Origin of the sequence: Bradyrhizobium sp. CCBAU 51745 (assembly GCF_028128715.1) — a bacterium.
Taxonomy (GTDB): Bacteria; Pseudomonadota; Alphaproteobacteria; order Rhizobiales; family Xanthobacteraceae; genus Bradyrhizobium; species Bradyrhizobium manausense.
On the sequence record NZ_LBJP01000091.1, the window covers coordinates 337,397 to 362,554 of the forward strand.

Consider the following 25,158-nt stretch of genomic DNA (forward strand, 5'->3'; position numbering starts at 1 on the left):
GGGCACACGCGAGCATGTGAACGCCCGCGGGCTTGACGGTCCCACAGACGGTGCCACGTTTCGCTCACATGACCTCGCGGGCCTAAAGCATGTGGCGCGGCATCCTCCTTTTCCTGCTGTTGGCGATATCGACCGTTGCCGCTGACGCGCAGCGTCGCCGGATCAATCCAGTTCCGTTTGCGCATGAGCCGTGCAGTGTGCTCGATTTCAGGCCCTGCACGCCGTCCTATTGCAGTCCGCTCGAGCCTGGTCCCTGCATTCCCGAGATCGACTATCCCTACGGCGAGAACCTTCAGCTCACGATCGAGAGCGTGCCGGCGGAGGCTGAGCGGGCCAAGTATCAAAAGCCGGATCACGATCTCGATACGATCGGCGACCTCTTTGCCGAGCTGCGCACGTGCTGGTCGCCGCCGTCCGACAATGTGCGCGCAGGCATGCAGATGGCCGTCCGCTTCAGTTTCAACAAAGCCGGCGGCCTGATCGGCCCGCCGCGGCTGACCTTTGCGACCGCTGGCGTCCCCGCCGATATCAGAACCACCTACCTCAACGCGATCAATTCGTCTCTGAACGCCTGTCTGCCGCTGAAGTTCACCAGCGGCCTCGGTGGTGCTTTGGCCGGACGGCCAATTGCAATCCGCTACGTCGACAATCGAGAGCCCGGAAAGTAGCGCGTCAGTTGCGATCGGCGGCCAATGGATGATACCTCAGAGGCGGGACGCTGGTTAAGGGGAGGATGTCGTGGGTCTGCTGGTCATGATCCTGGGGCTGGTGCTGTTTTTCGCCGCCCATGTTTTCACAACGAAGCGAGACGCACGCGCGCAGGCGATCGCGCAGCTGGGTGAGGGGACCTACAAGATCCTCTATTCGGTCGTCTCGCTTGCAGGGCTGGCGCTGATCGTCTGGGGCTTTGGCCATTATCGTTCGACCGGCTGGATCGACGTCTGGTATCCGCCCAGGGCGCTAAAGCACATTACGGTCGCGCTGATGCTGCCTGCCGTCATCCTGGTGGTCGCCTCCTATTTGCGCGGGCGCATCTATGCGACGCTGAAGCATCCGATGCTCGCCGGCGTGAAGCTTTGGGCGTTTGCGCATCTGCTCGCCAACGGCGATCTCGGCTCCATCATCCTGTTCGGTTCGTTCCTGGGCTGGGGCGTGTATGACCGTATCTCGCTGAAGCATCGCACCGATAGCGGCGGGCCGCCGATTCCGGTGGGCGGTGTCACCAACGATCTGATTGCAGTCGCCGTCGGCATTGTCGCCTATCTGGCGCTGGCCTTTGCATTCCATCCTGTCGTGATCGGTGTTCCCGTGATGGGATAGCCGGTCAACGCAAGACATCGCCTCCGTGCTCATGCGCGGAAGGAGACAAAAGCAAGAAGATGAGGGTCTGCCGATGGACTGGTCGCAATCTCAGATTCCGCCGATGCACCTCGAGGCGCGCTTTGGCGATCGGGTGGTGCCGGCCTTCGTCGATCGGCCTTCGAGCTTGTGGGCAATGATTGCGGAGACCGCCGCGCGCAACGGCGACAGCGAAGCGCTCGTCTGCGGCAATGTCCGGCTGAGCTGGCGGCAAACGGCGGAGCAGGCCGCGCGGATTGCATCAGGTTTTCGCAAGCTCGGCCTGCAACGCGGTGAGCGCGTTGCGATCCTGCTCGGCAACCGCATCGAATTTCCGTTGTTGCTGTTCGCCGCCGCGCATGAGGGGCTGGTTACGGTGCTGCTCAGCACGCGCCAGCAGAAACCCGAGATCGCTTATGTGCTCGCTGATTGCGGCGCCACGATCCTGATCCACGAGGCGGCGCTCACCGAACGGCTGCCGGATGCGCGCGATGTCCCTGAAGTGATCCACCGCATCGCGATCGATGATGACACCAAGCTTTCGCGCTTCTCCTTGCTCTCCGACAACGCGCCGGCTCCAACGCCGATCGAGACGAACGAGGAGGACACCGCGATGATCCTCTATACCTCGGGCACAACGGGCAAGCCGAAAGGCGCCATGCTCGCCCATTGCAACATCGTGCATTCCTCGATGGTGTTCGTCTCCTGCCTGGAATTGACGGCGGCCGACCGCTCGATCGCAGCCGTCCCGCTCGGTCACGTCACCGGCGTCGTCGCCAACATCACGACGATGATCTGCTGCGGCGGCGCTCTGATCATCATGCCGGAATTCAAGGCGGCCGATTACCTCAAGCTCGCGGCGCGCGAGCGCGTCACCTACACCGTAATGGTGCCGGCGATGTACAATCTCTGTCTGCTGCAGCCGGATTTCGACAGCTATGATCTCTCGAGCTGGCGCATTGGCGGCTTCGGCGGCGCGCCGATGCCGGTCGCGACCATCGAGAGGCTCAAGGCAACAATTCCTGGCCTGAAGCTCGCAAATTGCTACGGCGCGACCGAGACGACGTCGCCGTCGACCATCATGCCGGGCGAGCTGACGGCGAGCCATCTCGACAGCGTCGGCCTGCCGTGTCCGGGTGCGCGGATCATCGCGATGGGGACGGATGGCCGCGAGCTTCCACCCGGCCAGATCGGCGAGCTCTGGATTCAGAGTGCCTCTGTCATCAAGGGCTACTGGAACAATCCGAAGGCCACGGCCGAAAGCTTTACCGCCGGCTTCTGGCATTCGGGCGATCTGGGTTCGGTCGATGCCGATGGGTTCGTCCGCGTGTTCGACCGGCAGAAGGACATGATCAATCGCGGCGGCCTCAAGATCTATTCGGCCGAGGTGGAATCCGTGCTGGCGGGCCATCCCGCCGTGGTCGAGAGCGCGATCATCGCAAAGCCATGCCCGGTGCTGGGCGAGCGCGTCCACGCGGTCGTGGTCACGCGCGCACAGGTCGGCAGCGACGACTTGCGGGCCTGGTGCGCCGAGCGACTGTCTGATTACAAGGTGCCGGAGACAATGGTGATCACCGCCGAGCCCCTGCCGCGCAACGCCAACGGAAAGGTCCTGAAGCGACATCTGCGGGAGCTCTGGTAGGGTCTCCCGCAGCTCCGGACTATCCCGGATTGGCCGTTAACGCCTTGATCGGCCTTGCTTTGCCTTGCCACCGCCATATCGATAGGGTATCGCCGCCGCCAAATGGGGACGGGTTTTCGACGCGCGCGATCTGGCGCGTGCTCCCGGCCGGGCATGGGATTATCTTAAGTGTCTGAATTATTTGACGAAGTCGACGAGGAAGTACGTCGCGAACAGCTCAAAAAGCTGTGGGACAAATATTCGCTCTACTTCATCGCCCTGATGGTGCTGATCGTGGCGGCCGTGGGCGGCTGGCGCGGCTACCAGTACCTGGAGGCCAAGAAGGCCGCCGAGGCGGGCGCCACGTTCGAAAAGGCCGTCGAACTGTCGGAGCAGGGCAAGCACGCCGAGGCCGAGTCGGCCTTTGCCGATCTCGCTGCCAAGGCCCCGTTTGGCTACCGCACCCTGGCGCGCCTCCGCGCCGCGGCGGAGACATCGGCCCGCGATCCCAAGGCTGCGGCAAAGATGTATGACGACATCGTCGCCGACCGCAGCGTCGGCAGCGAGTGGCAGGATCTGGCGAAGATCCGCGCGGCGAGCCTGCTGGTGGACAGCGCAAGCTACGCTGATATCCAGCAGCGGCTGGAAACGTCCGCCGAGCCCAAATCGACCTTCCGCCACAGCGCCCGCGAATTGCTGGCGCTGTCGGCCTGGCGCAACAACGACATGACCGCAGCCCGCAAATGGGTCGACGCGATCGCCGAGGACGGCGAAACGCCGCCTAGCCTGCGCTCGCGCGCCGAGGCGCTCCAGGCCCTGCTGCCGCCCGTCGCCAAAAGCTGAACTGAGAACAGCCGAGCTGACGGTCCTGAGAGCTTAGACGAGATATCGATATGCGCCGCACGCCACGTTTGATTGCAGTCGCCGTCCTGATCGCCTTCACGGGCCTCCTGGGCGGCTGCTCCAGCGGCGGATTCGATCCGAGCGACCTGATGGACTTCCTCGATACGAAGAAGAAGCTGCCGGGCGAGCGCAAGCCTGTTTTCCCCGAGGGCGTGCCTGGCCTCGAGCAGGGCGTGCCGAAGGAGATGTACAAGGGAGCGCAGCAGCAGCAGGACCCGAATGCGCCGGCCGTCGCGGCGCTGCCGGCTGAGCCGGCGCCCGCCGAGGCACCGAAATCGGCGAAGTCCGCCAAGGGCAAGAAGACCAGGCAGTCGGCCCCCAGCGCTGCTGCGCCGGCCGGCGAGGTCGACGGCGAGGTCCAGCCCGATGCTGCGCCGGCGCCCGCTGCTCCGGCGCCCAAGCACAAGATCGTCCGCAAGCGCACCACCGCGCCGCCGCCGGACCAGCAATCCGCCCAGCAGCCGGCGCCACCGGCGCAGCAGACCACCCAGCAACAGCAGACGCAGGGAGCGTTCCCGGCTCCGCTGCCCAGCGGCGCTTTCTCGCGCTGATATTTGTTTCCCTGAATTGACAGGCGCAGCCTCCGCGGCGCACGAATGATCGATGTCCTTTACAATCGCCATCATCGGCCGGCCCAATGTCGGCAAATCGACGCTGTTCAACCGCCTGGTCGGACAGAAGCTCGCGCTCGTCGATGATCTGCCCGGCGTCACCCGCGACCGCCGCGAGGGTGAGGCCAGGCTCGGCGATCTCGAATTCACCATCATCGACACCGCCGGTCTCGACGAGGGCGCCAAGGGCTCGCTGACGGCGCGCATGCAGGAGCAGACCGAGACCGCAATCGCGCAGGCCGATGCGCTGTTCTTCGTGATCGATGCCCGCATCGGCCTCACGCCCAGCGACCGCGCCTTCGCCGATTTCGCCCGCAAGGCCAACAAGCCGGTGCTGCTGGTCGCCAACAAGAGCGAAGGCAGGCATGGCGATGCCGGTGCGATGGAAGCCTTCGCGCTTGGCCTCGGCGATCCCATCCAGATTTCCGCCGAGCATGGCGAAGGCATGGGCGAGCTCTACGACGCGCTCGCCAAGCTGATGCCGGAGCCTGCCAGCGAGGATGAGGCCGAGGACGACGAGCCGATCTCGGAGGAAGAGGCTGCGACGCGCCCGATCCGGGTGGCCATTGTCGGCCGTCCCAATGCCGGCAAGTCGACGCTGATCAACCATCTGCTCGGCGAGGAGCGTCTGTTGACGAGCCCGGAGGCCGGCACCACCCGCGATTCCATCGCAGTCGAGATCAACTGGAAGGGCCGCGAGTTCAGGGTGTTCGACACCGCAGGCCTTCGCCGGCGCTCGCGCATCGAGGAGAAGCTGGAGAAGCTCTCGGTCGCAGATGCGCTGCGTGCGGTGCGCTTTGCCGAAGTCGTCGTGATGATGATGGATTCGCAGAATCGCTTCGAGGAGCAGGATCTGCGCATCGCCGACCTGATCGAGCGCGAGGGCCGCGCGGTCGTGCTTGCTGTCAACAAATGGGACCTGATGGAGACCAAGGGCGGCGGCGCCATCTCCGGTCTGCGCCGCGATGCCGATCATTGGCTGCCGCAGCTCAAGGGCGTGCCGATCGTGGCCGTCTCCGGCCTGATGGGCGAGGGCATTGATCGCCTGATGCAGGCGATCCAGGACGCCTATGCGCTCTGGAACAAACGTGTGCCGACCTCCGCGCTTAATCGCTGGTTCGAGCAGGCGATCCAGGCCAATCCGCCGCCCGCCGTGTCGGGCCGTCGGCTGAAGCTGAACTACATCACCCAGACCAAGGCGCGTCCGCCGAGCTTCGTCCTGTTCTGCTCGCGCGCGGATGCGGTGCCGCAATCTTATCTGCGCTATCTCATCAACTCGATGCGCGAGGCCTTCGACCTGCCGGGCACGCCGGTGCGCATCACCCTGCGCGAAAAGGCCAATCCGTTCGCCCACAAGCGCAAGCGGCCGTCGTGAGTGGCTCGGCAGTTTCCGAAATGAAGTGCCGTAGGGTGGGTTAGCCGCGCGGATGGCGCGAAGCGCAAACCGCGCGGCGTAACCCACCTCTTTCATTTCCGCGGAGACAGAAGAGGTGGGTTACGCCAGCGGACTGCGCGTTGCGCAGCCGCCTGCTAACCCACCCTACGAACTTATTTCTTCACCAGCGGGCAGTCGCTGGCTTCGAGCGGCTTGGCCGCATCCTCAGGCGCAATGGTGGCGATCAGCTTGTAATAATCCCACGGTCCTTTCGATTCCTCCGGCTTCTTCACCTCGAACAGATAGGCCGGGATCAGGCGACGGCCGTCGGCGCGCAGCGGGCCCTTGCCGAACAGCGGATCGTCCGTGGGCAGCTCCTTCATCTTGGCGACGACCTTGGCGCCGTCATGCGGATTGCCGCCGAGTGCCTCCATCGCCTTCAGGTAATGCAGGATCTCGGCATAGAGACCTGCGACCGTCATCGAGGGCATCGAGCCCTTCGGCGAAACCTTCTGGAAGCGCTTGGACCATTCGCGGGTCTGGTCGTTGAGATCCCAGTAGAAGGATTCGGTGAAGGTCAGGCCCTGGGCGGTCTTCAGGCCCAGCGAATGCACGTCGTTGATGAACAGCAGCAGCGCCGCGAGCTTCTGGCCGCCGGAGACAATACCGAACTCGGCGGCCTGCTTGATCGCATTGGTGGTATCGCCGCCCGCATTGGCAAGGCCGATGATCTTTGCCTTCGACGACTGGGCCTGGAGCAGGAAGGAGGAGAAGTCCGCCGTGTTCAGCGGGTGCTTGACGCCACCCAGCACCTTGCCGCCCGTGGCCGTCACGACGGAGCCGGTGTCGCGCTCCAGCGCATGGCCGAACGCATAGTCCGCGGTCAGGAAGAACCAGCTGTCACCGCCCGCCTTGGTCAGCGCCTTGCCGGTGCCGTTGGCGAGCATGTAGGTGTCATAGGTGAAGGAGATGGTGTTGGGCGTGCAGGCCTTGCCGGTGAGGTCTGCGGTCGCCGCACCCGAATTGAGCAGCACCGAGTTCCTTTCCTTGACGAGGTTGTTCACCGCGAGCGCAACGCCCGAGCTCGGCGTGTCGGCGATGGCGTCGACCTTCTCGGCGTCGATCCATTGCCGCGCGATGTTGACGCCGATATCGGGCTTGTTCTGGTGGTCGCCGGAGAGGACCTCGATGGTCCAGCCCTTGGCCTTCAGGCCGGAATCCTCGACTGCCATTTTCACGGCTGCGACCGAGTTCGGGCCGCCGATGTCGGCGTAGAGGCTCGACATGTCGTTGAGCACGCCGATCTTAATGGTCTTGTCCTGGGCGGACGCCGACGTCGCAAAGCCGAGGCCGGCACAGGTCAACAGCGCGGCGTAGCGCCACGCGCGCAAATTCCTCATTGTATTCCCTCCAAATGGTATGCCGGGACAGCCCTCTTTGATGGGGCTTTTGACCGTCGGCGCGATCGGTAATGATCGTGTTGTTCCCGATAGCGTGTCTCGGTGCTTGCGGCAATGCGCTAATCGTAGCGGTCAGGGCGGTCGGTTAACTCGGGCACCCTGGCACTGACCTAAATTTCATCCATCCGTCGCGCGGCCGCGGGGTGGACCGACCATGCGTCGGTCAGGCCGGCGCGCGGAAACTCATCAGGCTGCGCGTCTTGTAGTCATAGAACTTGCCGGTCTCGGTCCAATCAGGCGCGCACATCGGAACGATGAATTCGGCGACCTGCTCGGGCGTGTCGAGCGTTGCGGGATCCTCGCCCGGCATCAGGGTGGCGCGCATGCGGGTGCGGATCGGGCCGGGGTTGAACAGATTGACCCGGATTGCGGTGTTCGCGGTCTCCTGCGCCCAGGCGCGCGCCAGCGTCTCCAGCGCGGCCTTGGAGGCGGCGTAGGGGCTGACATAGGCGGTCGCCTTGTTGGCGGCGCCCGAGGTGATGAACACGGCGCGCCCCGCATTGGACTGCTTCAGCAGCGGCTCCATGCAGCGGATCAGCTGGAAGTTCGCGGAGACGTTGACGGCCATGACGTCGTTGAACGTCTTCAGCTCGATATGCCCGATCGGCGAGGAGGGGCCGAGCACGCCGGCATTGCCGACGAGGATATCGAGCTTGCCATAGCGCTCGTGCAGTCCCGCGCCGAGCCGCGCGATGCCGTCGGAATCGGTCAGGTTGAGCGGCACCAGCGTGGCGCTGCCGCCGATTTTGCGGATCTCGTCATCGAGCTCCTCGAGCCCGCCTTGCGTGCGCGCAGTGGCCACGATATGCGCGCCGGCCTTGGCCAGCGCGAGCGCCGTGGCAAAACCGATGCCGCGCGAGGCGCCGGTGACGAGAGCGATGCGGTTGGCGAGGGGTTTGGTCATGGCGGCGGTATTGCAGAGGTGGGCGGTCGGCACAAGCCCGCGGCGCTGTCATTCCGGGGCGATGCGAAGCATCGAACCCGGAATCCAGAGGTTGCCAAACAATGTCGAGATCCCGGGTTCGATCCTGCGGATCGCCCCGGGATGACGGCTACGCCGTCAGCTCGCCTCCGCCAGCAGCGACAGCTGCCGCGGTTGCGGCTCGGTCTGGGTCTGGTCGGTGAGGTGGGTCGGATAGACGCCGGTGAAGCAGTGATCCGCAAACTTTGGATTGGCGGGGTCGCGGCCGGGCTCGCCCATGGCGCGGTACATGCCGTCGATCGACAGGAAGGCGAGCGAGTCCGCGCCGATCAGCTCGCGCATCTCCTCCAGCGAATGCGTCGCGGCCAGGAGGCCGCCGCGGTCGGGCAGGTCGATGCCGTAATAATCAGGGTAGAGGATCGGAGGCGAGGCGAGGCGGAAGTGCACTTCCTTGGCGCCGGCATCGCGCATCATGCGCACGATCTTCTTCGACGTGGTGCCGCGCACCAGGGAGTCGTCGATCAGGATGATGCGCTTGCCTTCGATCGCGGCGCGGTTGGCCGAGTGCTTCATGCGCACGCCGGATTCGCGGATCGCCTGCGTCGGCTGGATGAAGGTGCGGCCGACATAGTGGTTGCGGATGATGCCGAGCTCGAACGGTACGCCGGAATGCTGGCTGTAGCCGACCGCCGCGGGCACGCCGGAATCCGGCACCGGGACCACGACGTCGACAGGCACATGGCTCTCGCGCGCGAGCTGGGCGCCAAAGGCCTTGCGCACCTCGTAGACCGAGCGGCCGTGGACGACGGAGTCAGGACGCGAGAAGTAGATGTATTCGAAGATGCAGGGACGCGGCGCCATCGGCGGGAACGGCTTGTGAATGTCCTGCCCGTTCTCGTCGAACACGATGACTTCGCCGGGCTCGATGTCGCGCACGAAGCGCGCGCCGATGATGTCGAGCGCGCAGGTCTCGGACGTCAGGATCGGGCAGCCGTCGAGCTCACCCAGCACCAGCGGGCGGATGCCACGCGGATCGCGCGCGCCGACCAGCTTCTTGTTGGTGAGCGAGACCAGCGCATAGGCGCCTTCGATCTCGCGCAGCGCATCGATATAGCGCTCGATGAAGCGGGCGCGCCTGGAGCGCGCCACCAGATGCAGGATCACCTCGGTGTCGGAGGTCGACTGCATCATGGCGCCGCTTCTGACGAGTTCGCGGCGCAGCGTCAGGCCGTTGGAGAGATTGCCGTTGTGAGCGACCGCGAGCCCGCCCGCATTGAGTTCGGCGAACAGCGGCTGCACGTTGCGCAGGATGGTGGCGCCGGTGGTGGCATAGCGGACGTGGCCGACCGCCACGGTGCCGGGGAGGCGGTCGATCACCTCGCGGCGGGAGAAGGTGTCGCCGACGAGACCGAGGCGCCGTTCACTGTGGAAACGGCTGCCGTCGTAGGAGACGATGCCGGCCGCTTCCTGGCCGCGGTGCTGGAGGGCGTGAAGTCCGAGCGCCGTGATGGCGGCGGCTTCAGGATGTCCGTAGATGCCGAAGACGCCGCATTCCTCGCGAACTGTGTCTCCGTCCAGGTCGTCCTGAAGCTCTAGCGCGGCGGAGCCGGGATCGCGTTCAGTGTGGGCGTCCTGGTCAGGGTGTCGCATCTCGTCCGCGCCTCTCTGTTAAGGGCAATCAACGCGCCGCAGGTTTCTCGATCAGCTTTTTCAGGCTGTCACGAGCCGGTTTGCTGTAGCCGTCGCCACTGCCCGAAGGCTGCTGCTCGGTATCAGCTTGATCATCATCTGGTTTGTTTTTCTTGAATCTCTTCAAGATGGTGTTCTCGGGGTCGTCAGGCAAGAGGGCCATCAGCCAATCCCCGGTTCCCTGGAGCACCACGCGGGACTTGGCCCCTGAGACCCAGTCCGGGCGCTGCTTGTCCGGCACCAGCCAGGTGAAGAACAGGAAGGCGACCACGACGATCAAAAGCCCGCGAGCCAGGCCAAACAGGAAGCCGAGCGTGCGGTCCAGCGCGCCGATGCGCGAATCCAGGATCATGTCGGAGATCCGGACCGTGATGACGGAGACCACGACCAGGGTACCGACGAACACGCCGGCGACCACGACCACGCTCGCGACGGTGTCGTTGTTGAAATAGGTCTTGGCCGTCGGCAGCAGCTTGGAAAACGAGTACAGCGTCACGATCGCCGCGGTGCCCCAGGCCGCGATCGAGAGGATTTCGCGCATGAAGCCGCGGACCATGGCGAGCAGGCCCGAGATCAGCATCACGCCGAGCAGGATCAGGTCGAGGAGTGTAACTGGCATCGGCTGGTCTGGTCCGCTCGTACGCTCAAAGGGTGCTCAGCGAATCGGTGTTTGGCCGCCGCCCCTAACTGAAGGCCAGACGACGTTCCCGGCAAGGCCGCAACCACGCAATCCCATGCTGCTTTTGTGACGGCTGTATAGCGGCGGGGGCGCTTGGCGTCACCTCCAGCTAACCGTCTCCGCGGCGGAATCTTGCCGGTGTGGCATTTTTCTCCGCAGGCGGGGCCGAGTCGCCGCGGCGGGAGCCCTTGGCGGCGATCTCTGCAACCAGGGTCGTGAGGCTGTTGACCGCGTTCAGGGTCAATCCGGCGTCACCGCTCGCTTCGCCCCCGCGGGCCGATTCGGGCAGCACCGCGCGCTTGAAGCCGAGCTTGGCCGCTTCCTTGAGCCTGGCAGGGGTCTGCGCCACCGGGCGGATCACGCCGGAGAGCGAAATCTCGCCGAAATAAACGGCATCGCTGGGTAACTGCGCATTAACCAGCGACGACACCAGCGCCGCCGCGGCGGCCATATCGGCTGCCGGCTCGTGGATGCGCAGGCCGCCCGCGACGTTCAGATAGACGTCGTGGCCGGACAGCTTGACCCCGCAATGGGCCTCCAGCACCGCCAGCACCATCGAGAGCCGGCTCTGGTCCCAGCCGACCACGGCACGGCGTGGGGTACCGAGCGAGGTCGGCGCCACCAGTGCCTGCAATTCGACCAGGACGGGCCGCGTGCCCTCGATGCCCGCAAAGACTGCGGTGCCGGGCGTGCCGAGATCGCGCTCGGACAGGAACAGCTCGGAGGGGTTGGTGACCTCGCGCAGGCCAAGGCCCGTCATCTCGAACACGCCGATCTCGTCGGTTGGGCCGAAGCGGTTCTTGACCGCGCGCAGGATGCGGAATTGCTGCGAACCTTCGCCCTCGAACGACATCACGGCATCGACCATGTGCTCGACCACGCGGGGGCCGGCGATCTGGCCGTCCTTGGTGACGTGGCCGACCAGGATGATGGCAGCGCCCGTTTTCTTGGCAAAGCGAATGAGCGCCTGCGCCGACGCGCGCACTTGCGTGACCGTACCGGGGGCGGATTCCACCGTGTCGGTCCACATGGTCTGGATCGAGTCGATCACGATCAGCCGCGGCACCGTGCCTTCGGACAGTGTCGAGACGATATCTTCCACCGAGGTCTCGGCCGCAAGCTGCACCGGTGCATCCGACAGCCCGAGCCGCTCGGCGCGCAGTCGCACCTGGGCGATGGCTTCTTCGCCGGAGATGTAGACGATGCGGTGGCCAGCGCGCGCCATCATGCTGGTCGCCTGCGTCAGCAGCGTCGATTTGCCGATGCCGGGATCGCCGCCGACCAGCAGCACCGAGCCGCGGACGAAGCCGCCGCCGGTGACGCGGTCGAGCTCGGTCAGCCCAGAGGACATGCGCGGAGCATCCGGGCTTTTGCCGGCCAGGCTCTCCAGCGCAAAGGTTCGGCCCTTGCGCTTGGAGCGGATCGAGACCGGCACGCTGCCGCTGGTATCTTCCTCGGCCAGCGTATTCCACTCGCCGCAGGACTCGCACTTGCCCTGCCAGCGGTTATAGGCCGCGCCGCAGTTCTGGCAGACGAAGGAAAGCGTGTTCTTGGCCATGGGTATGGTGAGTCGGAGGTTACCAATGCGCTGATAGCACGGAACGGTGGGAAGCGCGGGCGTCCGTGAGCGATTCCAATAGAGCATGATCCGGAAAAGTGTGAAGCGGTTTTCCCTCGCGACATCAGCGGAAACGCGTTTGCGCGGAGATCATGCTCAAACAAAGAGCTAAAGCGCGATGACGATTCAACCCAATCCCATCGCGCTTGAGCCCAATTCCGCGCATCCGATACACCCTTTGTTAGCTCTACGCCGCCGCGTCACGCCGGACTTTGCCAAATGTTAGCGGACGCGGGTCCAGCGTCGGAACCAAGACGGGGTGGCGGAACGAATGACGATAATCTTGCGTATGTGGCTCGCTATGAGCATCGCCTGCGGTGTTCTTGCGCCCGGCGGCTACGCTGTTGCGGCCGATGCCACACCGCTCAACATCGTCTTCGTAAGCCCCGGCAAGATCGGCGAGATCTATTGGGACATGGTCGCGCAGACCATGCAGGCCGCCGGCCGCAAGCTTAACGCCAAGGTCGAGGTGCTGACCAGCGAGCGCAATTACCGCACCATGCAGGAGCTCGGCCTCGGCGTGGTCGCGCGCGCCGATAAGCCCGACTTCCTCATTCTCTCGAACGAAGAGTCTGCCGCCGTTCCGATCCTGGAGGCCGCCGAAGCCGCGGGCATCAAGACTCTGTTGCTGTCGAACTCGTTGATCGGCGAGGATGCGAAACGTCTTGGACCGCCGCGCCAGATTCTCAAGAATTGGCTCGGCGATATCACGACCGATCTGACGACCGCGGGCGCGCGGATGGCCAACGCACTGATCGGCGCGGCCCGCAACGAAAAATGGCAGAGCCCCGACGGCAAGATCCATCTGCTCGCGATCGGCGGCGACGAGATCACGCCGGCGTCGATCGCCCGCAATGCTGGCCTGCAACTCGCGGTCGCGGCCGCGCCCGACGTGGTGCTGGATCGGATGCTGTTCGCCAACTGGACGCAGTCGGAGGCGGAGCAGGCCGCTGCGAATTATCTCGGCTGGGCGCAGCGCAAGGGCATTCGTCCAGCAGGGATCTGGGCCGGCAACGACCCGATGGCGCTGGGCGCGCTCAAGGCGGTCGCGGCCGCCGGCATTACGCCGGGCGAACAAATTCAGGTGGTCGGCCTCAACTGGTCGGAGGACGCGCTGCGCGCAATCAAGGCTGGCCGCCTGCTGCTGACCGATGGCGGCCACTTCCTGCTTGGCGGCTGGTCGATCGTGCTGCTGCGCGACTTTGCCGACGGTTGCGACTTCGCGGCCAATTCGCCGCATGTCGAGGTCAAGACGTCGGCGATCACGCGCGACAATCTCACCTCCGTCGCGACGCTGATCGCCACGCGCGCCTTCGACCGGATCGACTTTGCGCAGTTCAGGGCCAAGGCAGGACGTTGCGGCCAATACGATTTCTCCGTGGAGGCTCTGATCTCCTCGATATCGCCGCCAGCGGCGCCGGTGAATGATGCGGGGCGCTGACCGGATGAACAGTTCGAACAAGCCCGCACCATCGCGCTCGGTCGTTCGCGCGATGATCTGGGCGACCGTGCCCGTGCTGCTGCTGGTGCAGCTGCTCGCTTCGGCCGGCGTCGAGGTCTCGAGCTTCTGGGTGCAGATCAGGCAACTCGATGCCCGCATTGCCCGCGTCGCCGAGAGCCGCGCCGAGCTGATCGCCGAGCCGCTGTGGAAGATGCGCTACGACCAGGTCACGGGCGTGCTCAACGAGATCATGCACGACGAGACCATCGCCGCTGCCGCGGTCTACGATGACACCGGCGTCGTGGTCGCCCGCGTGGTGGCGCGGCCCGTGGTACAGGCGCTCACGGAAGTCTCGCGGCCGATCAACTACAGCAACGGCAACATGGCCGTTCAGGCCGGTCGCATCGCGATCGCCTATTCCTACGCGAGCCTCTATATGGGCGCCGGCAGCAGGCTGGGGCTGCTTCTCGTCGTCGGACTGCTCGGAACGCTTGCGACCGTGATCGCGATGCGGATCTCCGCCAACATCTTCATCGGCAAGCCTCTGGCTGCGATGATGTCGGCGATCCAGCGCAGCAAGCAGGACGGCCGCGCTTATCCGGCCGACGTCAAATCATCCAACGAATTCGGCCAGCTCGCGATTGCCTTCAACGCGATGCAGCACACGACATCCAGCGCGCTCGACCGGCTCGGCCATATGGCCGATCACGATCCGCTCACGGGGCTGCCCAACCGTCGCTCGCTATCCGAGCGTCTGGCGACCTTGAGCAGGGATGCCGGCTCGCCGGATGCGCTGATCGCTTTCAGCTTCATCGATCTCGACGACTTCAAGGGCATCAACGACACCTTTGGTCACGATGCCGGCGACAAGTTCCTGATCCACATCTCCGAGCGGCTTCGTGGCACGGTCGAGCTGGAGGATTGGGTGGCGCGGCTCGGCGGCGACGAGTTCGTGGTCATTCGCCCTGAAGTCAGCAACGAGGCGGCCGCACAGGCTTTCGCGCGGCAATTGCTGGAGGCGATCTCCGCGCCGATCATGCTGCATGACAAGCAGGTCGTGCCGCGCGCCAGCATCGGCTTGGCCGTGCGCCATGCCGGCGATCCCGAATTGTCGCACTTGCCGGCGCTCGCCGACATCGCTCTCTACCACGCCAAGAGCAAGGCGCCCGGCACTGTCGCGGTGCTGGATGAAGCGCTTCAACACGATTATCGCCGCCGCAGGGAGCTGGAGCTTGCCATTCCCTCCGGCTTCTCCGAGGGACAGTTCGAGGTCTGGTATCAGAGCCAGGTCGACCTCGAGACCCAGGACGTCATCGGCCTGGAAGCGCTCATTCGCTGGCGTCACCGGGAGCACGGCGTGATCAACCCCGGTGAATTTCTGCCGCTGATCGAGCGTAGCGGCAACAATGCCCGTCTGACGCGCTACGTGCTGACCGACGCCTGCCGCGCGCTGCAACGCCTTGCGGCTGCCGGCACGCCGCAGATACGGATCGCGATCAATTTGCCGCCGTCCGAGCTTGCCGACCATTCGCTCGCCGCCTGCTTGCGAGAGACTTGCGAGCGGTTCGGTGTTGCGCCCTCGTTGCTCGAGCTCGAGATCACCGAGGGGTCGCTGATCAACAACATTGCCAGCGCATCCGACACGTTGCGCCGGCTGCGGCGCCTCGGCGCCACCATCGCACTCGACGATTTCGGCACGGGCTACAGCTCGCTTGCGCATCTCAGGCGCTTTCCACTCGACAAGGTCAAGATCGACAAGGCGTTCATCCACGAAATCCCTGCAAGCGCCGAGGACAAGGCCATCGTCGGCGTCATCGCCTCGCTCGCGGGCACGCTGGGGCTCACCTTGGTTGCGGAAGGCATCGAGCGGGCCGAGCAGGTGCAGGCCATGCGCGAGATGGGCGTGAGGCTCGGCCAGGGCTTTCTGTTCCACAAGCCGCAGCCGCTCGATGCGGTGCTGCGCCAGCTAGCAGAACGCGGCGTCGAAGGTCGCGTGCTGGCGGACAGCCCGTCGATCGCGCCCGAGTTCGCGGTTTGAGCGCTGGAGCATGATCCGGAAAAGTGTGAAGCGGCTTTCCCTCGCGACATCAGCGGAACGCGTTTGCGCGGAGATTATGCTCTCACAAAGAGCTAAAGCGCGATGACAATCTCATCGCGCTTTACGGCCGCGTCGCATTCCAGAGCATCGAAAGCCCGGCTGCGATCATGATCGCATCCATCACCAGGCGAAACATTTCCGGCTTGAGGTGCAGCACGAAGCGCTTGGCGACGAAGGCGCCTGCCATCAGCGAGGAACCTGCGATCAGGCCCTTGATGAAGACCTCCTGCGTCAACGCGCCGAAGCGCTCGAACGTGACCGATTTGGCGAAATAGAGCCCGAGCGAGGAGGCGGCTTCGGTCGCGAGAAATGCGCCTTTGGAGAGACCGTAGAACAGGAACAGGGGCACGCTGAGCGGACCGGTCGAGACCACGATGCCTGTGAGATAGCCGATGATCGCGCCGCCGACGCAGAGGTGCCAGAGATTGGCCTTGAGGTCGTGCCGTGCCAGCCAGTGCCGCACCGGAACCATCGCGATCAGGAAGATGCCGATGGCGAGGTCGACGGCGTGCGAGGGCAGGGCGAGCAGCGTCCGCGCGCCCAGCATCGCGGCCGGAATGCCCGTGACCGAATAGGCCACGCAGGCCCGCCAATCGACCTCGCGCCACCACGCCAGAATCCGCGAAAAGTTCGCCATGACGGAAGCAACCGCCATGATCGGCACGGCTTCCTTCGGCCCATAGGCGTAGACCAGCACCGGCATCAGCATGATCGACGAACCCGTGCCGACGATGCCGGAAATGGTGCCTGCGATCAGGCCGACGCTGAGGACGAAGAGGAAGGCCAAGGGCGGAGCTCCGGGACATTGACGGATTCCCGATCGCGGCGCACGGGGAGTTCGTCCATGGTGACATTCTGCCAGTGTTTTGCCCGACAAGTCAAATTTAATTTCGGAATAACAGTAAGACATTGATCCGGCAGGCCCGGCTACTGTGCATGGGGTTGTTTTCATGATCTTGTTGGGTGGCGCGCTGCTGACAGCATGTTGGCAGCAGGGGCGGGCTATGACCACCTCCTGACAAAACGGGAGCGGATCATGCCGGTCGAGGCAAGCTGTCATTGCGGTGAGACGGTGTTCGAGGTGACGGAGGCGCCTGCGAGCGTGACGCGCTGCACCTGCTCGCTCTGCGCCAAGCGCGGTGCGCTGTGGGCCTATTACACACCGGCGCAGTTTCGCCTGCTGTCGCCTCCCGACAACGTTGCGACCTATCTATGGGGGAGCCGCACCGTCAAGCATCATTACTGCGCGAATTGCGGCTGCGGCACCTATTCGGAGTCGCCGGACTGGTCGACCGGCAAGCCGGATTTCGACAATCCCAAGGTCGCGGTGAACGCACGCCTGTTCGACGATTTCGACCTGGAGGCGGTGCCGGTCAATATGATCGACGGCAAGAATCTGTGGTGAGCAGGCGGCGCCTCACGCATATCTGCCTGCATGCGCATCCCCTTGAGGCCGGCTGGGAAAGCTGATTTGATTCCGGGCCGATAGTAAAGGGAGGAGTCGATCATGCGCCTTTTTGCGCAAGTGATGGTCGCCATGTGTCTGGCCGTTGCGGCCGGCTTCAATGCGCAAGCGCAGACCAAGCCGAACGTCACGACGCTCGGGCCGAACTTTCCCAAGGCCACGCTGTTCGTCGGCAACAGCTTTTTCTATTACAACAACGGTATGCCGGGGCGCCTCTCCCTCATGGAGCGGGCCATCGATACCGACAAGATGGCCTATCGCAACACCATGGTCACGATCGGCGGCTCCGGCCTCGATTGGCACGACATGGACAATCTGCTGCGGCCGGGCGGCCTCGGCGCCTATTCCTTCGACGACGACAACAATGTCGTCTTCAACAAGCCTGGCAAGCAGTACGACACGGTCGTGATGATGGATTGCAGCCAGTGCCCGATCCATCCGCAGCTGAAGGACGCCTTCACCACCTTCGCCAAGAAGGACAGCGAGATCGTCCGCGCCCATGGCATGCGGCCGGTGCTGTTCATGTCCTGGGCCTATCTCGACAAGCCTGAGATGACGGACGGGCTGGCCGAGGCCTATACCACCGCCGGCAATGCCAATGATGCGCTGGTCATTCCTGCGGGCCTCGCTTTCGCGCGCGTGCGCAAGCTGCAGCCGGAGCTCAACCTCTATGCGCCGGACCGGCGGCATCCGAGCCCGGCCGGCACCTATCTCGCCGCCTGCGTCACGCTCGCCGCGCTGACGGGACGTTCGCCGGTTGGGAATTCCTACACGATGGGGATCGATCCAGAGACTGTGCAGCTGCTGCAGACGGCGGCGTGGGACACGGTGCAGGAGTATTACGGGCGGTGACCGGACTGGGCGATCAATCGTAGGGTGGGCAAAGGCGCGCTTGCGCCGTGCCCACGGCCTATCTCCGTAAGCGAATTTTGGTGGGCACGCTTCGCTTTGCCCACCCTACGGGATCCTCGCTATTTCAGCACCATCCACGCCGGCGCGTGATCGCTCGCACCTTCTTCGCCGCGAACCTTCTTGTCGACGCCGGCCCTGGCCAGGCGGGGGACGAGGGCAGGGCTCAGCAGCAGATGATCGAGCCGTAGGCCCGCATCGCGCGGCCAGCGGTTCCGCTTGTAGTCCCAGAAGGTGTAGATGCGCTCCTCCCCATGCAGCGCGCGGATCGCATCGCACCAGCCCTGTTCGACCAGCGAGGCGAAGGCCGCGCGGCTCTTCGGCTGGACCAGCGCATCCTTGTCCCATGAGCGCGTCGGATAGATGTCGATCTCGGTGGGCGCGACATTGTAGTCGCCGGCGAGCACCACCGGCAGATCCTGCTTGAGGAAGGTCTTGGCGTGGCGCCTCAGCCGCGCGAACCAGTCGAGCTTGTAGTCGAATTTCGGGCCCGGCTGCGGATTGCCGTTCGGCAGGTAGATGCTGGTGACGATGATGCCGCGCACGGCAGCCTCGATGTAGCGCGCCTCGTGATCATCAGGCCGTCCCGGCAGGCGGTCGCGCGTCAGCACGGGCTCGGCGTTGCGGGCGAGGATGGCGACGCCGTTCCAGGTCTTTTGTCCACGCCAAACTGCGCCGTAGCCGGCTTTTTCGATCGCTTCCGCCGGAAATTCGCCATCACTTGCCTTCAATTCCTGAAGCGCGACGACATCGGGCTTTGCCGCGCGCATCCATGCGAGCAGATTGGGCAGGCGGCGATTGATGTTGTTGATGTTGAATGTCGCAATCTTCATGTAGAGCTACCGGCTCCTGAATTCCGTCACCGGAGATACAATGTCCAAGTTGAGCTTTGCCGCCATCGCATTCGTCGTCGCACTCTCCGGGGCCAGTTCAGCACAATCGGCTGATACGCGCGGCGCATGCAAGGCGGACTACGACAAATTCTGCGCCGGCATCGCGCCCGGCGGCGGCATCGTGGCCTGCCTCAATGGCAAGCGCGATCAGCTCAGCACGACTTGCAAGGCCGCACTGGACAGCAGGAAGAAGAAGTAAGCGGCTGACGCCTCAGCTCGGCAGTGGCGGCGGGCTTGCCGGCTGCGCGAGCGGCGGCGGGGAGGGCGGCTGCTCGGCCGCCTTCGCGGGCTCCGGCTTCACCAGCGGCTCGACCACATTGCCGCCCTTGTAAACGCGGGCGTAGCGACGGCCGAGGCTGGTCAGCACCTCATAGCCGATCGTGCCGAAATGATGGGCGAGCTCGTCGACGGTGATGCCCTCTCCGATCAGCGTCACCATATGGCCGCGGCGCGCTGCGTTCGGCGGCAGATCGGTGATGTCGATCGCGATCAGGTCCATCGAGATGCGCCCCGCGACCGGGCAGCGCTTGCCGGCGACGATCACCTCCGCGCCGCGCGTGCCGTCATTGGAGCTGGCGGCGCGGAAATAGCCGTCGGCATAGCCGACCGCGATGATCGCGAGTTTCGTCGGCCGCCGTGCCGACCAGGTGCCGCCATAGCCGACGGTCTCACCGCGCTCGATCGAGCGGGTCTGCACGATGCGCGCCTTGAGGTCGACGACCGGCTGCATCGGATTGTCGGCCTCCGGTGTCGGATTGACGCCGTAGAGCGCGGCGCCCGGCCGCACCAGGTCGAACTGGAACGGCGCGCCGAGGAAGATGCCGGAGGAATTGGCGAGCGCCGCCGGCACGCCGGAGAATTCGCTGGCGATGGTGCGGAAGGCCGCGAGCTGTTTTGCGTTGATCGTATTGTTGAGCTGCTCGGCCGAGACCAGATGGCTCATCACCAGCGTGATGCCGTGATCGCCGGCATTGATGCGGGGGATGATGGCCTGCGCCTCCGACAGCGTCAGCCCGAGCCGGTTCATGCCGGTGTCGATATGGATGGCGGCGCCGCCGGACCAGCCGGTGCGGCGGCAGAACACGTCCCATTCGGCAAGCTCGTTGAGGTCGCCGATGACGGGACGGCAGTTGATCTTGGCGTAATGCTCGCCGGTGTTCTGGAAATAGCCGCCGAGCACGTAGATGGTGGCGTCGGGCACCGCTGCGCGCGCCGTGCGGGCCTCCTCGATGGTGGCGACGAAGAAGGTCTTGCAGCCGGCCTTGTTGAGCGCCTGCGCCACCTGCGCGGTGCCGCAGCCATAGGCGTCGGCCTTGATCACCGCGGAGCACTCGGCCGGTACCGCCGTCTTCTCGAGCTTGCGCCAGTTGGCGATGATGGCGTCGAGGTCGATGGTGAGCACGCCGCCATAGGCAGCGAGCGCGGCAGCCTGATTGGCCTCCGCGGAGAGAAGGCCGGATTGCGGGATCATGTTCGGGTCGGACACCATTGTCATGGCGTCGTTTTACGCGAAGAGGCCGGGCCGGTTCAAGGAACTCAGTAGTCGTCGCCGCCGCGAGCGGGCACCTGACTGTCCGGTGCAAGATCGCCGAACCTCGTGACCGAAGCTTCGAACGCCAAATCGACGGTGCCGGTCGGGCCGTGGCGCTGCTTGCCGATGATGACCTCGGCTTTTCCGTGCGCAAGGCTCATGTCGAGCTGCCACTTCTCGTGTTCCGGCGTGCCGGGGCGGGGCTCTTTCATCGCGAGGTAATATTCCTCGCGGTACACGAACAGGACGACGTCGGCGTCCTGTTCGATTGATCCGGATTCACGCAAGTCCGAGAGCTGCGGCCGTTTGTCGTCGCGGGATTCGACCTGGCGTGAGAGCTGGGACAGCGCGATGACGGGAACATTGAGTTCCTTGGCGAGTGCCTTCAGGCTGGTCGTGATCTCCGTGATTTCCTGCACGCGGCTGTCGCTGGCGCGCTTGCTCGAGCCTGACAGCAGCTGGATGTAGTCGATCACGAGCAGGTCGAGGCCCTTCTGCCGCTTCAGCCGGCGCGCGCGCGCCATCAGCTGCGCGATCGACAGGCCACCGGTCGCGTCGACATAGAACGGCAGCGATTGCAGCTCGATCGAGACCTCCCGGATCTTCTCGAAATCCGCCTCCGAGATGCCGCCGCGGCGGATGTGGGAGGAGGGAACGCCGGTGCGCTCGGCCACGATACGCGTGGCGAGCTGGTCGGCCGACATTTCGCAGGAGAAGAATCCGATGACGCCGCCATTGGCGGCCTTGGTGGTGCCGTCGGCCTGGAGCTCCGGAACGTAGGCCTTGGCGACGTTGTAGGCGATGTTGGTCGCCAGCGAGGTCTTGCCCATGCCGGGACGGCCCGCGACGATGATGAGGTCGGACTGTTGCAGGCCGCCCATCTTGGTGTCGAGGTCGCGCATGCCCGTCGAGATGCCGGACAGCTTTCCGTCGCGCTGGAACGCCTTGGCCGCGAGGTCGACCGCGACCGCGAGGGCCTGCGAGAATTTCTGGAAGCCGCCGTCGTAGCGGCCGGACTCGGCAAGCTCGTAGAGCTTTCGCTCGGCGTCCTCGATCTGGGCTCGCGGCTGGAAGTCGACCGGGGCGTCATAGGCGACATTGACCATGTCCTCGCCGATGCCGATCAGGTCGCGGCGCAAGGAAAGGTCGTAGACCGTGCGCCCATAATCCTGGGCGTTGATGATCGTGGTCGCTTCGGCCGCAAGCCGCGCTAGATATTGGCCGATGGTCATGCCGCCGACGTCGGTGTCCGCGGGCAGGAACGTCTTCAGCGTGACGGGCGTGGCGATCTTACCCATCCGAATCAGGCTGCCGGCGGTCTCGAAAATGGTCTGGTGCAACGGCTCGAAGAAATGCTTCGCCTCCAGGAAGTCGGAGACCCGGTAGAAGGCGTCGTTGTTGACCAGGATCGCGCCCAGAAGGCTCTGTTCCGCCTCGATATTGTGCGGCGCGCTCCGATAGGCGGGCGTTCCGGGCTCGGGCGCAAGTTTGAGGACGTTCGAATCAGTCAGGGCCATGGTCGAGCGATAGCAAGTTTCTGCGGCGGATGCGGGGCCGGGATAAAGCGCCGCTCCAGGCCAAAGCGGAAGCTAAAACTTCGTCACTATCAACCGATCTTAAAAGCGGTGGATGATTGGCGGCCTCTTCATTCGCCGCGCTTGACGGATTTCCACGGAACTCAAGGCCGGACCGGAAGCGGCCGCGACCACGCCACGGAAAAATCCGGATAGGGTGAACCTAATGAATTGAGGTGCAGACCTATTTGAAAGCGCGTGAAGCGGTGCGCGGGCGTTTTCCGGTGCGGGATCAGACCAGCAGGAGATAAACCAGCGCCACCAGGGCCGCGCCGACGCCAGTGGCGATCAGGGCGTAGTCGGTGCGGAGATCGTGCTGGACGTCGAATGAGGTTTGGGTCTGCTTTCTCATGGCGATGGTCTAGGCCAGCTCCGACCTCGGGAATGTGAAGCAGATCACATCTCTCCGGATTCTTTCGGGGGTAGGAAGGGAACAAGCGGGTGGGCCGGGGATTATCCCGAACCCCTCACGGGAAACGAGGCAAGCGATGCCGCCAGAACGGCAGCACCAGGATTGGCGAAGCGAGACAGGGAGCCGGCTGTGGCTGTCCGGTCTGATCGCCGCCATGCAGCACGCAGAGCGGCCGGAGATCCGGCGCCAGCCGGTCGCACCCGAGATCATCGTCGAGCTGAGGGCGCAATTGGCGTTGGCAGCCTCTTACCGCGCCTCCCAGATCTCGACCCTGCGTCACTAGAACCTATTCACCGGCGAGCCTCAACTTCGGCTTGGCGCCGCCCTCCAGGGCGCGCAGCCGGGCTTCCTCGTGGGCGATATAGTCGCGGGTCATCGGCACCACGCCCTGGCGCTTGGTCAGCTGGATCTGGAAGTTCATCATGCCCTGCTTGCGGAAGGTCATCTCGCTGGCTGCGAGATAAAATTCCCACATCAGCGCGAAGCGCTCGTCGTAAAGCTGCACGGCTTCCTCGCGCCGCGCCATGAAGCGCTCCCGCCAGGCCTTCAGCGTCTCGGCGTAGTGCAGCCGCAGGATCTCGATGTCGCAGACCAATAGCCCGGCGTTCTCGATCGCGGGCAGCACCTCCGAGAGTGAGGGGATGTAGCCGCCGGGGAAGATGTATTTGGCGATCCAGGGATTGGTCGAATCCGGTCCCTGCGAGCGGCCGATCGAATGCAGCAACATGACGCCGTCATCGCTGAGCAGCTCGGCGCAGCGCTGGAAATAAGTGTCGTAGAACCTCGCCCCGACATGCTCGAACATGCCGACCGACACGATGCGGTCGAATGGCCCCGGAACGTCGCGATAGTCCTGAAGCAGGAAGCGCGCCTGATGCGTCAGACCCTTCTCGGCGGCGCGCGTATTGGCAATCTGCAACTGCTCCGTCGACAGCGTCACGCCGGTCACGTCGGCGCCTGCGATCTCGGCCAGATAGAGGCCGAGCCCGCCCCAGCCCGATCCGATGTCGAGCACGCGCTGGCCGGGCTTGACCAGCAGCTTTGCACTGACATGCCGCTTCTTGGCGAGCTGCGCGTCGTCGAGCGTGGCGTCCGGCGTCTCGAAATAGGCGCAGCTATATTGCTTGTCGGCGTCCAGGAAGAGCGAATAAAGCCGCGCGTCGAGATCGTAATGATGCGCGACATTGCGGCGCGAGCGCGCCCGCGCGTTGAACTGTCTGATATGTCGGGCGAGATAGCGCAGGTGCCACCAGGGTTTTGCCCAGTGAGGCAACAGTTCGGGTTGATCGAGCAGGATGGCGAGGACATCGGCGATGTTGCCGCGCTCGACGACGAATTCGCCGTTCATATAGGCCTCGCCAAGCCCGAGCTCGGGATTGATGAGGATCTTTCGCTCTGCGTCTGATGTCACGAAGCGCACGGCGATCGGCTCGCCCGTGCCGTCGCCGACCGTGAATTTCGATCCATTTGCCGTGGTCACCGTCAGCGACCCCCGGCGAATGAATTGCGACAGGAAGCTACGCAACAAGCGGTCCATCCACACCTTCCTCTCGAGCGGACAAGAGATGCGACTAACCCGGCCTTTCAATTCTGACGCTCAGGTCCCGCTCGGGTTCCTATGCGTTTGCATCTAAATCTGGGGAGGGCGTTTGGGTCCCGCCATTGCGTTGTGTTCACGGCAGATATTCCTAAGGCGCTTAACCCCATCCTTGCCCCGCAGCCTGCTTCCATTCGCAGCGCAATCGGCTAAAAGGTGACCGCCGCCGCGCCGGGGGGCCGGCCGTATCTGTCGGATTTCAATGGAGATGATGGGAATGTCGAGCCGAGCGCTCAGCCTCGCCACGGTGCTGTTTCTGATTGGCTTCGGCGCCTCCGATGCCGTTCTGGCGCAGGCGACGAACCTCGAGGCCGGCAAGGCCCCATCCCAGATCTTCGCGCAGACTTGCAATGCCTGCCACAAGAGCCCGCGGGGGCTGTTGAAGACGGTGGCGCCGGGCTCGCTGCCGGGCTTCCTGCGTCAACACTACACCACCAGCCCCGACATGGCCGGCGTGCTGGCCTCCTACCTCGTCTCCAACGGTGCCACCGACGCCCGCTATCAATCCAAGGACGGCGGCAAGGACAAGAAGGACGCCTCCAAGGAGAAGGACGCCAACACGCCCCCTGGACAGTCGCCTGAGCATCAGGGCCGACGGCAGCGCCAGGAAGCCGCCAAGCCGGAAGGCGAGGGCGCTTCTATCCCGGCGCCTGAGGGCCGCCAGAAGCGCGCGGCGCGGCCGAGCGAGGAAGGTGCCAAGGAAGGTGCGAAGCCCGAGGCCGCCGCCGAACAACCGCGCGAGGGCCGCAAGGGCAAGCGCATGAGCAAGCGCGCCAAGCCGGAGACGGAAGACACCGCCGCGCCGAAGGTCGATTCCAAGACCGAACCCAAAACTGAACCGAAGACCGAGCCGAAGAGCGAGAGCGCCAAGGTCGATACCGAGTCCAAGCCCGACAGCGGCAAGCCCGCCGAGAAGCCGGCAGAGACGAGGCCTGAGAGCGCCAAGGTCGAGCCGAGCGCCAGCGAGACGCCGGCGTTGCGCCCCGATCCTGTGCCGCAGGTGACACCGGCTCCGCCAGCGG

General features: G+C 64.7%; 23 protein-coding genes. 13 read left to right on the plus strand and 10 right to left on the minus strand.

Annotation, left to right across the window (positions count from 1 at the left end; translation table 11 throughout):
- Nucleotides 1-89 precede the first annotated feature (89 nt).
- The 6 genes from XH98_RS34470 (at nucleotide 90) to der (ending at nucleotide 5,848) form a co-directional block, all read left to right on the plus strand.
- A complete protein-coding gene (locus tag XH98_RS34470; protein ID WP_057758028.1) occupies nucleotides 90-668 on the plus strand; it encodes a hypothetical protein in 579 nt (192 codons plus the stop codon).
- Nucleotides 669-738: 70 nt separating this feature from the next.
- Complete coding sequence (locus tag XH98_RS34475; RefSeq protein WP_271621217.1) at nucleotides 739-1,320, plus strand: NnrU family protein; 582 nt, start codon at nucleotides 739-741, stop codon at nucleotides 1,318-1,320.
- A gap of 73 nt (nucleotides 1,321-1,393) precedes the next feature.
- Nucleotides 1,394-2,980, plus strand: a complete 1,587-nt coding sequence (locus XH98_RS34480) for a class I adenylate-forming enzyme family protein (RefSeq protein WP_271621218.1) — start codon at nucleotides 1,394-1,396, stop codon at nucleotides 2,978-2,980.
- 168 nt (nucleotides 2,981-3,148) lie between these two features.
- Nucleotides 3,149-3,802, plus strand: coding sequence for a tetratricopeptide repeat protein (locus XH98_RS34485; protein WP_271603048.1), 654 nt, complete (start codon nucleotides 3,149-3,151; stop codon nucleotides 3,800-3,802).
- 50 nt (nucleotides 3,803-3,852) lie between these two features.
- Nucleotides 3,853-4,413 carry a hypothetical protein gene (locus XH98_RS34490; protein ID WP_271621219.1) on the plus strand — a complete coding sequence of 187 codons (561 nt, stop codon included), beginning with the start codon at nucleotides 3,853-3,855 and terminating at the stop codon, nucleotides 4,411-4,413.
- 52 nt (nucleotides 4,414-4,465) lie between these two features.
- Complete coding sequence (der, locus tag XH98_RS34495; protein WP_271621220.1) at nucleotides 4,466-5,848, plus strand: ribosome biogenesis GTPase Der; 1,383 nt, start codon at nucleotides 4,466-4,468, stop codon at nucleotides 5,846-5,848.
- A 173-nt stretch (nucleotides 5,849-6,021) separates the two neighbouring features.
- On the opposite strand, the gene XH98_RS34500 is transcribed toward der, so the two are convergent.
- The 5 genes from XH98_RS34500 to radA all read right to left on the minus strand — a co-directional run bounded on the left by XH98_RS34500 (nucleotide 6,022) and on the right by radA (nucleotide 12,156).
- Nucleotides 6,022-7,248 carry an ABC transporter substrate-binding protein gene (locus XH98_RS34500; RefSeq protein WP_057758017.1) on the minus strand — a complete coding sequence of 409 codons (1,227 nt, stop codon included), beginning with the start codon at nucleotides 7,246-7,248 and terminating at the stop codon, nucleotides 6,022-6,024.
- A gap of 223 nt (nucleotides 7,249-7,471) precedes the next feature.
- The gene (locus XH98_RS34505) at nucleotides 7,472-8,212 is read right to left on the minus strand and encodes an SDR family NAD(P)-dependent oxidoreductase (RefSeq protein WP_271603045.1); all 741 of its coding nucleotides are present in this window, start codon (nucleotides 8,210-8,212) and stop codon (nucleotides 7,472-7,474) included.
- 156 nt (nucleotides 8,213-8,368) lie between these two features.
- The gene (gene purF / locus XH98_RS34510) at nucleotides 8,369-9,880 is read right to left on the minus strand and encodes an amidophosphoribosyltransferase (protein WP_057758015.1); all 1,512 of its coding nucleotides are present in this window, start codon (nucleotides 9,878-9,880) and stop codon (nucleotides 8,369-8,371) included.
- 28 nt (nucleotides 9,881-9,908) lie between these two features.
- Nucleotides 9,909-10,538 carry a CvpA family protein gene (locus XH98_RS34515; RefSeq protein ID WP_057758013.1) on the minus strand — a complete coding sequence of 210 codons (630 nt, stop codon included), beginning with the start codon at nucleotides 10,536-10,538 and terminating at the stop codon, nucleotides 9,909-9,911.
- Nucleotides 10,539-10,707: 169 nt separating this feature from the next.
- The gene (radA, locus tag XH98_RS34520) at nucleotides 10,708-12,156 is read right to left on the minus strand and encodes a DNA repair protein RadA (protein WP_271621221.1); all 1,449 of its coding nucleotides are present in this window, start codon (nucleotides 12,154-12,156) and stop codon (nucleotides 10,708-10,710) included.
- Nucleotides 12,157-12,487: 331 nt separating this feature from the next.
- Here radA and XH98_RS34525 point away from each other — a divergent pair, with 331 nt between their 5' ends.
- Complete coding sequence (locus XH98_RS34525; protein ID WP_271621222.1) at nucleotides 12,488-13,657, plus strand: ABC transporter substrate-binding protein; 1,170 nt, start codon at nucleotides 12,488-12,490, stop codon at nucleotides 13,655-13,657.
- A 4-nt stretch (nucleotides 13,658-13,661) separates the two neighbouring features.
- Nucleotides 13,662-15,695, plus strand: coding sequence for a putative bifunctional diguanylate cyclase/phosphodiesterase (locus XH98_RS34530; RefSeq protein WP_271621223.1), 2,034 nt, complete (start codon nucleotides 13,662-13,664; stop codon nucleotides 15,693-15,695).
- 121 nt (nucleotides 15,696-15,816) lie between these two features.
- Here the strand turns inward: XH98_RS34530 and XH98_RS34535 are convergent, their stop codons facing one another.
- Nucleotides 15,817-16,542: a sulfite exporter TauE/SafE family protein gene (locus XH98_RS34535; RefSeq protein ID WP_271603041.1), complete on the minus strand. Its 726-nt coding sequence runs from the start codon at nucleotides 16,540-16,542 to the stop codon at nucleotides 15,817-15,819.
- A 249-nt stretch (nucleotides 16,543-16,791) separates the two neighbouring features.
- Here XH98_RS34535 and XH98_RS34540 point away from each other — a divergent pair, with 249 nt between their 5' ends.
- Nucleotides 16,792-17,160 carry a GFA family protein gene (locus tag XH98_RS34540; RefSeq protein WP_237858372.1) on the plus strand — a complete coding sequence of 123 codons (369 nt, stop codon included), beginning with the start codon at nucleotides 16,792-16,794 and terminating at the stop codon, nucleotides 17,158-17,160.
- Between the two features lie 99 nt (nucleotides 17,161-17,259).
- Complete coding sequence (locus tag XH98_RS34545; RefSeq protein WP_333932794.1) at nucleotides 17,260-18,072, plus strand: DUF4886 domain-containing protein; 813 nt, start codon at nucleotides 17,260-17,262, stop codon at nucleotides 18,070-18,072.
- Between the two features lie 119 nt (nucleotides 18,073-18,191).
- On the opposite strand, the gene XH98_RS34550 is transcribed toward XH98_RS34545, so the two are convergent.
- Nucleotides 18,192-18,962 carry an exodeoxyribonuclease III gene (locus tag XH98_RS34550; protein WP_271621225.1) on the minus strand — a complete coding sequence of 257 codons (771 nt, stop codon included), beginning with the start codon at nucleotides 18,960-18,962 and terminating at the stop codon, nucleotides 18,192-18,194.
- A 40-nt stretch (nucleotides 18,963-19,002) separates the two neighbouring features.
- On the opposite strand from XH98_RS34550, the gene XH98_RS34555 reads away from it, so the two are divergent.
- The gene (locus XH98_RS34555) at nucleotides 19,003-19,221 is read left to right on the plus strand and encodes a cysteine rich repeat-containing protein (RefSeq protein WP_271603038.1); all 219 of its coding nucleotides are present in this window, start codon (nucleotides 19,003-19,005) and stop codon (nucleotides 19,219-19,221) included.
- A 12-nt stretch (nucleotides 19,222-19,233) separates the two neighbouring features.
- Here the strand turns inward: XH98_RS34555 and alr are convergent, their stop codons facing one another.
- Both alr and XH98_RS34565 read right to left on the minus strand, forming a co-directional pair.
- Nucleotides 19,234-20,511, minus strand: a complete 1,278-nt coding sequence (gene alr, locus XH98_RS34560; RefSeq protein WP_271621237.1) for an alanine racemase — start codon at nucleotides 20,509-20,511, stop codon at nucleotides 19,234-19,236.
- Between the two features lie 47 nt (nucleotides 20,512-20,558).
- Nucleotides 20,559-22,070, minus strand: coding sequence for a replicative DNA helicase (locus XH98_RS34565; RefSeq protein ID WP_057757996.1), 1,512 nt, complete (start codon nucleotides 22,068-22,070; stop codon nucleotides 20,559-20,561).
- A 545-nt stretch (nucleotides 22,071-22,615) separates the two neighbouring features.
- Between XH98_RS34565 and XH98_RS34570 the strand changes: the two genes are divergently transcribed.
- Nucleotides 22,616-22,822, plus strand: coding sequence for a transcriptional regulator (locus tag XH98_RS34570; RefSeq protein WP_271603037.1), 207 nt, complete (start codon nucleotides 22,616-22,618; stop codon nucleotides 22,820-22,822).
- 3 nt (nucleotides 22,823-22,825) lie between these two features.
- Here XH98_RS34570 and XH98_RS34575 read toward each other — a convergent pair whose 3' ends face one another.
- Complete coding sequence (locus tag XH98_RS34575) at nucleotides 22,826-24,076, minus strand: SAM-dependent methyltransferase (RefSeq protein ID WP_271603036.1); 1,251 nt, start codon at nucleotides 24,074-24,076, stop codon at nucleotides 22,826-22,828.
- Nucleotides 24,077-24,353: 277 nt separating this feature from the next.
- On the opposite strand from XH98_RS34575, the gene XH98_RS34580 reads away from it, so the two are divergent.
- Nucleotides 24,354-25,158: hypothetical protein (locus XH98_RS34580; RefSeq protein WP_271621226.1), on the plus strand; the 805-nt coding region annotated here is incomplete at its 3' end.